The following is a 13,037-nucleotide window of genomic DNA, read 5'->3' on the forward strand; positions in this document are numbered from 1 at the left end:
CGCTTCATCCAGGACGATGACCGTGAGGTGTTCCTCGTCATCCTACTCAATACGAAGAACCGCGTCATTGCCGTCCATCGGGCACACGTTGGTAGCATCAACTCAAGCGTCGTCCACCCTCGCGAAATTTTTAAGTCCGCCATCCTCAACAATGCGACGTCACTCATCGTCAGCTACCAGCATCCGAGCGGTGACCCGCATCCATCACGGGAAGACATCGAGGTGACGGAACGGCTCGTCGAGGTCAAACGCATCGTCGGTATTCAGCTGCTTGACCACATCATCGTCGGTGCCGGAGAAGAATACGTCAGCTTGAAAGCACAAGGTGTGCTGTAAAGAGATGATAGAACGTAGACGGACGGGACAACCCCGTCCTGTCCGCGCGCCAGAGCATGGACGAAAAACGGCGTCGTTTTTCTTTTGAGAGAGCGCAAGCGAGTAGGGAATGGATTCGTCCCGAATCCAAGGGCATTGAAAGACTCGCAGTGGCCGGATCCACTGCGGGTGAGAAAGTACATTTGGTCTTTTCTATGTAGAAGGGTGTGATGGAGGATACAGGAATGAGACAAGTAGTGGAGTGCATGAAGGTTCGAGGAGAGATAGCTGAGTGAAGTGAATCGATCCTCCTGTAGATAGGTAGTGATGCTCTTTCTACTGGATGTACAACAGAAGAAGAATTTTCGGGCTCATGCGTGAGGCTGTAGGCTGCACGCTGCACGCAGCAACATCCTCATCGCACCGCTGCCCTCCTGCCGGACCGATAACGAGAGCTGCGACTCGCGTGCGCGAGGCATCTCTACGTTCCTGTTCCTTACGACGGAGGGCACGGAGCGTTAGATAGCATCATTAAGATGAATCATCTAATTTATATATATTTAAAAGGATCTAATAACTTAAATTGTATTTAAATTATAGATATTGACTATTCTAAAAAAGTATTGTTAAATTATTCAGTCTAGAATTTGGATTTTTAAATAGAATCCCTTTTTTACACCAATTAGTTAGGATGGGAGATTAGCAAGTGGAACAAAAATTTAAGAAATATGTCATACTTCCGATCATTGTTGTCTTTATTTTTTTTATCGGATCACTCTTTGGAACGTATAGTGCACAGACTGAAATCGAGGACGGGGCTCTCTATAGTGATGAGTTGCGTGAGAAAAATAGCGCACTTAAAGAAGAGAATAAAGACATATTAGATTTGGTCAAACAACGCGATGCTATTAAAGCGGATTACGAGAAAACAAAAAACAAAAATAAATCACTTAAAGAAAAAATTAGTGAGAAAGAAGACTTACTTGATAGCTTGACTACAAAAATAATCTACGCAAAAAGTGAACCTATTACATTGAGTCCTGGTCAATACATTATCGGTGATGATGTACCAGTTAATCGATATCGTGTTGAAAGCATTGGGGAAGGATCGAATTTTACTGTCAATTCTATAGATGGAGACTTGAAAGTAAACACGATTCTTGGTGTGGATGGAGTAAACTCTTATACATTCTTTGGTGAGGATGGAGATATATTAGAGACACAAGCAGATGTAAAATTAAAGATCATTGAATAATCTTTTGATTACGAATTAACGAATACTCGAAAATAGCAATTGAATTTATTGTAGAAATAGTCAACTGGTGTTTGTATTGTAAACGTATATTCAACGTAATTCAGATTGCTGTATATAAATAAAATAGCGTCTAACAAGCAATAGGGAACTCAGTAAATGAGAACCCTATTGTTTTTTGGGGTTTTATTGCAAAAATAGGGGTTAACCATAGATAGTACAAGAATCAAAAGGAATGTTTAAAAGACTTTTAAAAGTCTTTTAAAAGTCTTTTAAAAGTCTTTTAAAAGGTGTATACTAAAGAAAAATAAGAGGAGGGCATAATGATGGGAATGCGAATACTTGATATTCCAACCACTTCTATATCTGACGTGAAACGGTCTCCTATGGAAGCTTTCCAAAAAGCAGATCGTGAAGCGGCCGGCGTATATGTTTTTAACCGTGAAAAAGTTGCAGGCGTCATGTTGACGCAACAGCAATACGAATCACTCAATAAAGAAATTGAAGAATTGTACAGTCGATTAGATGATTTGACTGTTGAGATGCGACTATCTAATAAAAATGTCCGCACTTATACTGATTCAGAAGTCCGTGGAGAACAGGTAACTCACCCTACGACTATTGATGAAATGGATGGGTGGGAGTGATCATTGTATCAACTTGAGTGGACGCAGTATTCGAAAGAAGATTACGATAACCTTGATGGTAGTCAAAAGATATTCGTAGACAAAGCATTGAACCGTATCATTTCTATAGGAATGGCGGCAGGACAGCCACTCAGTGGAAATTTGTCGCATTGCAATAAGTTGAAAAATAGAAAAATGGGATTACGCGTTGTTTTTAGAGAAGTAGAGGGTAAACTCCAGATCATTCAAATTGTAGCGATCGGTAAACGGGATAAAGATGAAATTTATAAAATGGCTGAACAACGATTAGATGGATAATTGAAAAAGGATCAACGTTCAGATACTCGATGGTATCTATACGTTGATCCTTTTTGTCGCACTTTTTGAAAAGTATGACCGAAGTTATTTATCTTTTTTATTCATAAAAGGACTATTTAAAAATACATTGATAAAAAGATGCGTTTATAGACTTTGATATTGAAATCGATCCATTCGATTCATTTATTGTGAAAGAATAATCATTTTTGTATACATAACGGTCGTTTAATATAGGATCAATGAGTGTATGAAATTAAAAAAATCCTCCTGGTCTCAGCCCAAGAGGATCTTCAAGAAATCATCACTCAATGTGTACAGCATCTTTTTCTTCTTTTTCAAGAGCGGTTACTAATTTATAGAAGCTTGTTTTTTTGACTCCGGCTTCTTGCATCGCTTTGACTGCCGTTATTTCTTTACGTTTCCATCTTTGATAGACTTCCCTGAATTCGTCTGAGATTAAAACTTTTGGTCTCCCGAATTGAACACCATTTTGTAGGGCTAAGTCGATGCCTTCCCGTTGCCGTTTCCGAATCCGTTGCCTTTCTTCCTCAGCCATCCAAGAAAGGATCTGCAATACTAGATCTGCAATGAATGTCCCCATGCTGTCTTTATATTGGGTAGTATCGAGTAATGGCATATCTAATACAATGATGTCAGCTTCGATATTTTTGGTTAGATCGTTCCACTCTTGTAGGATCTCTTCTTTATTGCGACCGAATCGATCGAGTGAATGAATGCACAACACATCACCTTTTCGGATAATCCGTTTGAGTAACTGATAATTTGCGCGCTCGAAATTCTTTCCACTTTGTTTATCGAGATAAATGTCGCGCTCGTTGATGCCGACGTTTTTCATGGCCTCTAGTTGTCGACCTTCATTTTGATCTTTACTGCTGACCCGTATGTATCCAAATTTACGATTTTCCATAATTCACCTCAAAAATGATTTTCTTCACTCATTATACTTGAAATCAGTTCGTAAAAGTGTGTGTAAAAACCCGAACGTCCGTAAAGTAATTTAATACTTTTTCGGACGTTATTTTGATATGGAAGGTGATGATTTATATATGTTCGTAAATGTGTACTTTTACGAACGCTTTTTAAAGAGCTCACTTAATATAAGAAACTGTATTTAACATATTTTCACTGCCCGTCTATTAGTTCATCGCCATTTTGCGAAATGCTTTTTGCGTTGTTCCTTCAACTGCTTTGCATATAATGACGTTTCCAGGGAATAGACGACTAAAGGATAGAAGGAACGTTAGCAAAATATACAGATGCTTCTGTTGTGTATTTAGAATCTATGTAATTTTTCTGAAATCAAAACTGAAACAGGAGAGGGATGTATTATGGCAAAAGCTCATAAATCCACCAAGAACATTAAGTTGGCTTTCGTGATCAACCTTCTATTTTCAATAGGAGAACTCATTGGCGGCTTTTTAATTAACAGCATTGCAATCATGTCGGATGCCATTCATGATCTAGGGGATGCCATTGCTTTAGGAATTTCCTGGTTTCTCCAAAACTTTTCAAATAAAGAAGGGGATGAAAAGTTTTCGTTCGGCTATAAACGTTTCTCGCTTTTGGGCGCATTAATCAATGCAGCTGTTTTGATTGCCGGCTCTATTTATATTTTTACTCAAGCCATCCCTTTGCTGTTTAATCCGGAACATTCCAATGCCCAAGGGATGATTTGGTTTGCCGTTGTAGGCGTTCTTTTAAATGGTTATGCAGCTTTCAAGTTACATAAAGGAAAATCAGTAAATGAAGGAGTCCTGTCCTGGCATATGCTCGAAGATGTCTTAGGGTGGGTGGCAGTGCTGATTGTCGGCATTGTTCTGCTGTTCAAGGATATCCACATCCTCGACCCGATTTTATCTCTTGCAATTGCATTGTTTATTTTGGTAAACGTTGTGCGCAACCTTACTAAAACCATGAAAATTTTGTTGGAAGGCGTACCTGAGGGAATTAATATAGAAGAAATGCAGGCGAAAATCGAAAAAATTCCTGGGGTGTTAGCTGTTCAGGATTTAAACATTTGGTCGATCGACGGAGAAGAGAATGCACTGAATCTACATCTTTCTGTTGAGGGAGATAATCTTGCGGATTCAGCCGCTATAAAAGAAAAAGTAAGAATGGCCACTTCTGACCTGAAAATTGCTCATTCTGTCATTGAACTGGAATGGAAAGACCGCTAATAACCTTTCTTTTAGTGCGTGTGATTCCTAAGGGAACTTTCAATAGCTTTCTAGGAGTTACTTAAGTAAAAGAGAGAAAAGGGGCAAATTTAAAAGCCTCTTTTCTCTCTTTTGGTCTGTATAAGTTTGTAAAAAAGTACTTTTACAAACACTTTATAGTACATTCTATTTTAAAAAAGTCTGGACCAGATTATCTAGATTTTAACAAACGAAGCCCATTTAGAATTACAACCAATGTACTTCCTTCATGAATAATGACGCTGATTGCTATATCCGTTAATCCTATTAAGCTTACGACAATTAGAAATGCTACAACTGCCATTGAGAAAATAATATTTTGCCAAATAACACGATTCATTTTTAAAGAAATCTGATGAGCTTTTACTAATTTGGATAAATCGCTTTTCATTAAAACTAGATCAGATACATCTACTGCAACATCTGTACCATCTCCCATAGCAATTCCGACATCTGCTTTCACAAGAGCAGGTGCGTCATTTACACCATCGCCCACCATAGCGGTTATGCCATAGTTTTCTTTTTGTTGATCTATAATATTAGATTTGTCTTCCGGCATAACATTAGCGATAACTTCATCCAGTCCTAACTGTTCAGCAACCGCCTTTCCGGTCATTTCAGAATCACCAGTAATTAAAGTAGTGTGTATACCTAGTTTTTTAAAATACTCAATAGTTTCTTTCGCATGTTCACTTGGAATATCCATTAGCCCAATCAGACCAATGACTTCTTCATCTTCTGCTACATATACGACTGTCTTACCTTCTGATGCCCATTCACTATTTAAATGAATATATTCATCTGAAACACCGTCAAAAGAAGTCGGCTTTCCTATTCGATAATTTTTACCTTTGTAATCTCCTGTCAATCCTCTACCAATCTGATTTTCTACTTCAATAGCTAGTTTATTTTTTTGTTCAAACTTTCTTAGAATAGCATCTGCTAAGGGGTGGTTGGATTCCTTTTCAAGAGCCACTACGATATCAATAATATTTTCTTCGTTTACAGAATTAGTAAAATAATAATTGGTTACTTCAGGTTTTCCTTTCGTTAAGGTTCCCGTTTTATCAAAGGCAATTGCTTGAATCCCGGCTAATTGAGACAAATAGGAACTTCCTTTTGAAAGTACGCCTCTTTTAGCTAGATTTGAAGTGGCTGACAAAGTTACGGATACAGTGGCTGCAGCTAGAGCACACGGTGAAGCTGCGACTAAAAGAACTAATCCTCTATAAGTACTTTGTGACCAAGTCCAATCTAAAATCATGGGAGTGAGTAAAATGAAGAGCGGTATTGCCATTAAAACAACTGTAACGTATTTAGGTTCAAATTTCTGGATAATACTGGCGGCTTTTGTTTGATTATTTTGATTTTGATTGACTAGTTGTAAAATTTTTGAAAAAACAGTATCTTTATTTTCTTTTGAGACTTCCATTGTGAAAGTACCTGTTCCATTAATCGTACTCCCAAAAACCATGTCTCCTTTGGATTTTTCTTTAGGGATACTTTCTCCATTGATAGAAGATTCATCAATGGAGGTATTTCCAGATAAAATGACTCCGTCAATGGGTACTTGATCTCCATTCAATACTTGGAGCCGATCTCCCACTTTTAATTCATTAACATCAACAATTTTTGTATTGCCATCAGAAATGATCAATCTGGCAGTCGTTGGATTTAATTTAAGTAATTTTGTGATTTCTCGTTTGCTTCTACCTTCAGCATAATCTTCTAAAAAATGCGCACCAGAAAATATGAGAATCAGCAACGTTCCTTCCCAAAAATTCCCTATCAGTGAAGCACCAAGTGCAGCTAATCCCATTAAAATGTGGGAATTAGGTGTAAATTTATTTTTGGCTTTTGTATTTTCAACTGTTTCTCCAATTCCTTCAAGAAGAATGACATGATAGCCCGCACTAATTGTTGCAATTGAAAATAAAATGTTCTTAGTAATTGTATACTCTCCATTTAAAAATAAAGCAATAAGCGCTAGGGCTAACCCAATGAAGTACAAAATAATGGGCATCTTTCCGTGATTATGGTCGTGGTTATGTGTTTCATGAGGTTGTTGTTCTTTAACTGTCTCCATTTCTATCACCTCTTTAAATGTAATCTCTTTGGTTTTCGTACACTTATTGTTTGTGTCCATAGATTTTGTGGACTTATTCCCTCTAAACTAAAAAGAGTGGCGTGTAATATCTTCTATATAAGTTGAATTAATGTTTAATAATCTAACGCACAACCGATCAATCGTTTCTTTTTTCGGCGCATGACGTCCTGAAGAAACGCACTGACAGTCAGAATAATTTTCTGGACGTTGCCAAAGACTACATTTCTAGAATGCCATAAACAGGCATGGGCATTATACTATTCTTCTATTAAAAAAATTGCACTGGTCTCATAATCCACCGTACCCATCAGCTTCACGCCCTTATGCTGGCCATAGGTGGGAATGAGTCGCTGTTTTCCTTTGAGGAACCAGGTACGGCCAATGGCTTGGTAATCATGGATCATCTTCAAATACCAGGGGATCAATCTCACCGTCTATCAATTTTTTAATGTTGGAAAGGTCTCTCAAACTAACGTGTCTGGCTTTTTGAGATCCGCTTTTTGAAGTGTATAAGTCGGTCGTGTATAGCTTAATTCCATTGAATGCCGGAGATTGGAAGCGTCTTTTTGTAATCGGTTATGATCATATGCCATTCTTTTTTACTCTTTTCAACATATAGGATGTCCAGCAGTGAATCTTGTAATTAAACTTTTTTCAATGATGGATCGCGTGTTCAATGGCCTGCTTTAAAAGATTCATGACATGATCATCGTCTTCCGAATAGTAGAGTGTGATTCCAGCTCTACGATATTTCACTAATCGCAACTGTTTCAGAAAACGCAGTTGATGCGACACCGTGGATTGGCCCAAATTCAACTTTTCTGCCAGGTCATTGACGGAGTATTCACCGGAACACAGCAGATTCAAAATGCGAATTCGAGTAGGGTCACTTAATGCTTTAAATGTTTGGGAGACGACAAAGAGGGTTTCTTCATCTAACCGCTTACTCGTGGCGGAAACTTCTTCTTTTTCAAAATCCATACTCATCTTCTAAAGACCTCCAAAGATATATTTTAACCTTATAATCAATATATGAGCATATTTTCATATATTGATTATAAGGTTTTCTTTTATTAATTGTCAAGTATATTCCCAGAGTCTTCTTTTTAGCTTAAAATTGTCGAATTGCACCCGTATAACCAGCTGAATTTCATTGGAAAAGACAAATCTCTATCATTAAATGTATCTTTATGCCCAGGCATTTCGATTAAAATGACAAAATAAAATAAAAATTAAATATAATGTCAGATGTGTATTCAAGTAGAAACAGTTTAAAGTATGTTGTAGGTATAAAATAGGGGGTATTATGAGTTGAAAAAATAGATAATAATGCTTGTAATGATTTTGCTAGTCTCGATCTACACGCCAAAAAGTTATGCAAATACAAATCTCACTTTCGTAGATGTAGCTAATCATCGAGCTCAAGCTGAAATCTCGTATCTCGTGACTCGTGGTTTTGTCCACGGGGTAACGGCAACAACTTTTGTGCCTAATCGACAGGTAACTCGAGGTGAAGCAGCCGCTATGCTCGGCGGAGCACTAGGGTTAAGTGGGGTTAAAAGAAATACCAAATTCTCTGACGTAAAAGTAGGCAACTTCGCTTCAGGATATGTGGATGAATTAGTTCGGAAAGGAATAATATCAGGTTATCCCGATGGCTCGTTTCAACCATATAAAGTTCTATCTCGTGGAGAGATGGCTCTTCTGATAAATAGGAGTTTTAATTTGGGTGGAACCAGTGTCTCTACTTCGGTGGATAACTTAATGCGAAAAGGAATTGCACAAGGCTTTCCTGATGGCAGTTTTCGAACGGATGAGACCATCATTCGAGCAGACTTTGCAATTTTTTTGGCAAGAAGCTTAAATGAAAATTTCAGAGTTAAACCGGAGGGTGTTTCATTTAGCAAGACAATGTATGTTAATACAGGTGCTGATACTTTAAATATGCGTTCTGGTCCCAGCACTTCGGATAAAGTAATAAGCAGTTTGAAACATGGAACAACCGTTAATGTCGCGTCATCAAAAAATGGCTGGTCACATGTTCAGGTGAATGGTGTTACTGGTTACGTCAGTACAAATTATCTTGTAGCTTTAAAGCCCACTGTTCCCGCACCAGTTTCCACTTCCCTAGGAACGAGTGATTTGAAAGTTATTATAGATCCCGGTCATGGGGGGACAGATCCAGGATCCGTCGCTAATGGTTTTCAAGAAAAGATGATTACTCTAAATGTCGGAAAACACATGAAAAGTTATTTTGATCAAACACCGATTGCTACTACAATGACACGCAGTACCGACGTTTTCATTGAGTTAAGTGACCGTGCTAAGGCAGCAGCAAAAAATGATGGAGATGTTTTTGTTAGCATTCATACAAATAAATTTAATGGCGAAGTAAACGGACAAGAAACCTTTTACTATGCGAAAACAACAGCGACAAATCCGAACGTCCAAGAGTCACGTGCGCTTTCCATTTATCTGCAGGCACGCATGCAAGAAGCGTGGAAGTTGACCAATCGTCAAGTTAAAGTAGGGAATTTAGCCGTGCTGCGTGAAAACACAGTTCCTGCCTCCCTAACTGAAATAGGATTTATCGATAATTCGAAGGATCTTCAATTTATAAAATCGGAGTTGGAGCGTCAAAGAATGGGGAAAGCGTTATTTCTCGGTACACTGGACTATTTTTACCATTATGAAAAACGAACTGATGTATTGCCATACTACAAAAAAGCTGGAGCTTCGCTCAGCAAAAAGCTGCATTGAGCTACAACTATTTTTAAGTACTGCTTCTGTAATGAAGGAAAAGATTGAATATCTTGTATTTGAATAATTTTCAGCATTTTTCGCCAACTCTTTTTAATGGAGAAAGATGAGTTTTATATGAATTTACCATTTGTCTTGTTCGGATTCGAAAGAAATTCTGTCATTAAGTTTTTTTAAAACTGTTTTTAGTTTCAGCAAGTTGTTTAACTAGTTGTTGGTGGTAAAACACTTTTGACCAAAGGTAAATAGCCAGTCCAATAAGCAAAATGGGCATTTGCCATCCCGTTTTATCATTCAAAACAAAATCATAAAGGGCCCAAACAAAGAGAGCCACACTATAAAAGAGGAATCCGTATGTTGAGGATCTCTCTTTTTTTTGTTTTCTTTTGTTCTCTTTTTTCGTTGCTGTCATCTTTTTTCTCCCTCACTTCTTCTGTTTAGGTATTTTTACTAACTGAACTTATCCCGTCAGGTAATTCTAACTCTAATGGATTTAGGCGATTAATCAACTAAGTAATAAGGCAATTCAATGAAAAAAGATATGTGCATTGGTACTGAAATGGATGGGGAATCAACCATGAAGCAAACATCTTTCTTGGTCTTCCGTCAAGAAAGTGGACACAGAAAAACTGTTCTTTTTCTTCCAAAACTCTATCGCGCTCTGCTTGATCGGACACAAGCAGTTGTAACGGCGATAAAGAATGGATGGGTAGAACTGAAATAACTGTTTTTATTAGTCAGGACTTCAAATGATGTGAGCTTTGAAAAAATTAATGAATATGCAGTACTAATCGATAAGTAAATTTCCAATTTTTTTCCAAAAATCGATATTAGAAATGCAGCTAATTTAGAAGTCTTAAATATCTTTGGCTGGAATTTTTAGTTTACATATCATGAATTTATCGGAAGTTACTTGAATACGAAGGGAGAGAAGAGGGAACAACCACATCTTCTCTCCCTTTTCCGTTATATCTGGACTTCTTTGAATATTTCTTTATGGATGAATACAAAGCTTTTATAAAAATTATTTTAAAAAGCTGTGACGGAAGAGTGAACTTATGTGTCTAATTAGATAAGAGGATGGTGATCTTATGGAAACAGAATCGTGGTTCGAAGACTACGCGGAGGAGATGTACAAATATATTTTGTTTATGGTGAAGGACCGCGGTACGGCAGAAGACCTGACGCAGGACACCTTTATCAAAGCTTTTGTCCACTCAAGAGAATTCAAGGGAGATTCCGCAGTCCGGACATGGCTTTACCGGATTGCCTATACGACGACAATGAATCATTTCCGGAAGAAGCACCCGGTTTCCACCCTGTTCGACTCACCCATCAACATGAAAAGCGCAGAATCCGCTTTTCTGGAGCAAGACAATCTGAAGGAATTGTACCGAACGATTTCCACGTTGAAGATGAGCCATCAAAAAGTGATCATTCTCCGGAAAATTCAAATGCTGTCGGTCAAAGAAACGGCGGAAGTTCTCGGATGGAGCGAAAGCAAAGTGAAGATGCAACTTTCCCGAGCTTTGGTGTCATTGAAGGATTCCATGAAGAAGCAAGGAGGGGTGAATTATGAACAATCGACAAGATGAGGAGTTCCAGCGGCTGTCGAATGCTGTTTCACTGTCCAAGGAATCGAAGGAAAAAATGCGACGTGCCGTTTTTAACATTCCACGAAGACAAATGAATACGTTTCGGTTTGCTGCCATTTTTGCACTCCTGTTGATTGCAGTCGCGTCATTCCTCGCTGTGACCCTTATCCAAGAAGGACAGGAGTCCTCGGTTGGATCATTGGGACAAGGGGAAAGGGCTGTGATGAATTTTTCCGATGAGAGCAACAGCTGGAAAGTAACCTATACCCAAAAGGGGATAGAGGGGGATAGACGGGAAGCGTTTATGACCATCGAGTATACCGGGGAGGGCACGAAGCCCGAGAAAGTCTCCTATCGGTTTGTTTACAAAAATGATCAAGGATCCTTTGGGGGAGCGCTTCTACTGAGTGAAGATGGCGGTTATCCAAATGTAGATTTAGGGACTTGCACAACCTGTATTTTATATTCGGAAGAGGATGAAATCGCTGGAACGATCGAATGGGGAGATCAACAGGAAAGCTTGGTCCTAACAAAAACCGATGAGTCGAAATGGCAAGAAAGCCCTTTATTTGAATCAGGTAGCTATACAATGATCGGTGAAGAAGAAAAAGCAGGCTTTATTTATGATGGCGGTGAAGTGGTCCGCTTCTATGAAAATAAACCCCAAAAGTACATGTGGCATTTCTGGGGAAGCCAAACAGAGCTTACCGGTTCGTTCAAAGTAGTTGGAACCCATGAGAACAGCAGTGAGGGAATTGAAGTGGTTCCTGAAGGGGATATATTGATACCAAGTCCGAATAATGGCGCCGATCATCATATCCCGACCCTGATGTCCCTGCCCGAAACGGGCATGTGGAAGTTAGAGGCGGTTATTAATGACAAGGTCATGGGCACGGTATATGTGGAAGTGCATGAGCAGTAGCTGGAAAATCAATGGCTTCAGCTCGTTCATATTACAGAAACAGACACCACATATCAGCACTTATTGGAAGGGAAGGAGGTAGAAAACGCTTCTTCCTTTTTTGTTTGTAAAAGTGTACTTTTACGAACGGTCATAAATTTTGATGCAAAGCAATATCCACAATTAGGGAAGAACGAAAAAACTCCCGGGAATTATATAAAAGTGTCACGCTCATTAGGAAGTCGATGGGAAACGTGTTTTTTGGACAATTACCTTGTTAATCTATATAAGAAAAACTTGTATTTTAAAATACAGCCAGGCAAGCGACTCGCTTACTTGTTGTCCAGAAATGAGAAAAACTAAAAGGGTTGTCACAGAAAGCCCCCTCTTATGGGCGTTCCGGACAGCCTCTTCCTTTCAAAAAGAGAGAAAGAATCAATCTGCTTCGAGTATTTTTGTTTCCTTTTGCTCATCAGGGTTTGCATCGCGCCATGTATGCCATGCCAACAGGACGACACCAGAAAAAATGAAAACATCAGCTAAATTAAAAATCGGAAAATCAATGAAGCGAAAATCAAGACTGTCTACAACTTCCCCTCTCAGCAATCGATCATAGAAGTTCCCTAAAGCGCCACCGAATAAAAGGGACAATGCAAAAGAAATTCCCTTATTTTTCTTTCCTTCCGTTTGTAAATAATAAACGATACCCACTACAACAAGCAGCGTTACGATGATAAAAAACCAGCGTTGGCCTTGCAGAATTCCAAATGCTGCACCACTGTTTCGTAGAGAGGTAATGTGAAACACACCCTCCCATAGAGGGATGCTTTGTCCTATTTCTAACCATTTAATAATCGCCGATTTCCATAACTGATCAATGACCAAAACGATGAGCGCAATGACATAGTACAAGGGATATCCTCCTCAATAATTATTCCTTCAGATTA

Annotated in this window: 14 protein-coding genes; 9 read left to right on the forward strand and 5 right to left on the reverse strand. The window is 38.6% G+C overall.

Translation table 11 applies throughout. The features are described 5' to 3' along the window. The 4 genes from KNP94_RS15345 to KNP94_RS15360 form a co-directional block, all read left to right on the forward strand. The coding region (locus KNP94_RS15345) for a JAB domain-containing protein (protein WP_215115938.1) at positions 1-336 on the forward strand (336 nt) is incomplete at its 5' end. Positions 337-1,021: 685 nt separating this feature from the next. Beyond that, on the forward strand, positions 1,022-1,570 hold the full coding sequence (locus KNP94_RS15350; protein ID WP_214892381.1) for a hypothetical protein: 549 nt from the start codon (positions 1,022-1,024) through the stop codon (positions 1,568-1,570). A 323-nt stretch (positions 1,571-1,893) separates the two neighbouring features. Continuing rightward, positions 1,894-2,214 carry a hypothetical protein gene (locus KNP94_RS15355; RefSeq protein WP_053451887.1) on the forward strand — a complete coding sequence of 107 codons (321 nt, stop codon included), beginning with the start codon at positions 1,894-1,896 and terminating at the stop codon, positions 2,212-2,214. 3 nt (positions 2,215-2,217) lie between these two features. Beyond that, positions 2,218-2,511: a type II toxin-antitoxin system RelE family toxin gene (locus KNP94_RS15360; RefSeq protein ID WP_053451888.1), complete on the forward strand. Its 294-nt coding sequence runs from the start codon at positions 2,218-2,220 to the stop codon at positions 2,509-2,511. 301 nt (positions 2,512-2,812) lie between these two features. Here KNP94_RS15360 and KNP94_RS15365 read toward each other — a convergent pair whose 3' ends face one another. Next, complete coding sequence (locus KNP94_RS15365; protein WP_058266027.1) at positions 2,813-3,439, reverse strand: recombinase family protein; 627 nt, start codon at positions 3,437-3,439, stop codon at positions 2,813-2,815. A gap of 421 nt (positions 3,440-3,860) precedes the next feature. Here KNP94_RS15365 and KNP94_RS15370 point away from each other — a divergent pair, with 421 nt between their 5' ends. After that, positions 3,861-4,709 carry a cation diffusion facilitator family transporter gene (locus KNP94_RS15370; protein ID WP_251132684.1) on the forward strand — a complete coding sequence of 283 codons (849 nt, stop codon included), beginning with the start codon at positions 3,861-3,863 and terminating at the stop codon, positions 4,707-4,709. 190 nt (positions 4,710-4,899) lie between these two features. Here the strand turns inward: KNP94_RS15370 and KNP94_RS15375 are convergent, their stop codons facing one another. Then, positions 4,900-6,813: a heavy metal translocating P-type ATPase gene (locus KNP94_RS15375; RefSeq protein WP_214861715.1), complete on the reverse strand. Its 1,914-nt coding sequence runs from the start codon at positions 6,811-6,813 to the stop codon at positions 4,900-4,902. 675 nt (positions 6,814-7,488) lie between these two features. Beyond that, the gene (locus tag KNP94_RS15380; RefSeq protein WP_215115941.1) at positions 7,489-7,815 is read right to left on the reverse strand and encodes an ArsR/SmtB family transcription factor; all 327 of its coding nucleotides are present in this window, start codon (positions 7,813-7,815) and stop codon (positions 7,489-7,491) included. 348 nt (positions 7,816-8,163) lie between these two features. Between KNP94_RS15380 and KNP94_RS15385 the strand changes: the two genes are divergently transcribed. Continuing rightward, positions 8,164-9,594, forward strand: coding sequence for an N-acetylmuramoyl-L-alanine amidase (locus KNP94_RS15385; protein WP_214861718.1), 1,431 nt, complete (start codon positions 8,164-8,166; stop codon positions 9,592-9,594). Between the two features lie 163 nt (positions 9,595-9,757). Here KNP94_RS15385 and KNP94_RS15390 read toward each other — a convergent pair whose 3' ends face one another. Next, positions 9,758-10,006, reverse strand: a complete 249-nt coding sequence (locus KNP94_RS15390) for a hypothetical protein (protein WP_225218477.1) — start codon at positions 10,004-10,006, stop codon at positions 9,758-9,760. Positions 10,007-10,123: 117 nt separating this feature from the next. Here KNP94_RS15390 and KNP94_RS15395 point away from each other — a divergent pair, with 117 nt between their 5' ends. The 3 genes from KNP94_RS15395 to KNP94_RS16025 all read left to right on the forward strand — a co-directional run bounded on the left by KNP94_RS15395 (position 10,124) and on the right by KNP94_RS16025 (position 12,111). Then, positions 10,124-10,318, forward strand: a complete 195-nt coding sequence (locus KNP94_RS15395; RefSeq protein ID WP_101803054.1) for a hypothetical protein — start codon at positions 10,124-10,126, stop codon at positions 10,316-10,318. A gap of 367 nt (positions 10,319-10,685) precedes the next feature. Beyond that, on the forward strand, positions 10,686-11,189 hold the full coding sequence (locus KNP94_RS15400; protein WP_214861720.1) for an RNA polymerase sigma factor: 504 nt from the start codon (positions 10,686-10,688) through the stop codon (positions 11,187-11,189). Then, positions 11,170-12,111 (forward strand): DUF4871 domain-containing protein, encoded by a 942-nt coding sequence (locus tag KNP94_RS16025; RefSeq protein ID WP_251132685.1) that lies wholly within the window; start codon positions 11,170-11,172, stop codon positions 12,109-12,111. Before KNP94_RS15400 ends, KNP94_RS16025 begins: the two co-directional genes overlap by 20 nt. A 414-nt stretch (positions 12,112-12,525) precedes the next feature. Here KNP94_RS16025 and lspA read toward each other — a convergent pair whose 3' ends face one another. Continuing rightward, complete coding sequence (gene lspA / locus KNP94_RS15410) at positions 12,526-13,002, reverse strand: signal peptidase II (protein ID WP_214824029.1); 477 nt, start codon at positions 13,000-13,002, stop codon at positions 12,526-12,528. Positions 13,003-13,037 lie beyond the last annotated feature (35 nt).

This window comes from Exiguobacterium sp. s80, from assembly GCF_018618725.1.
Taxonomy (GTDB): domain Bacteria; phylum Bacillota; class Bacilli; order Exiguobacteriales; family Exiguobacteriaceae; genus Exiguobacterium_A; species Exiguobacterium_A oxidotolerans.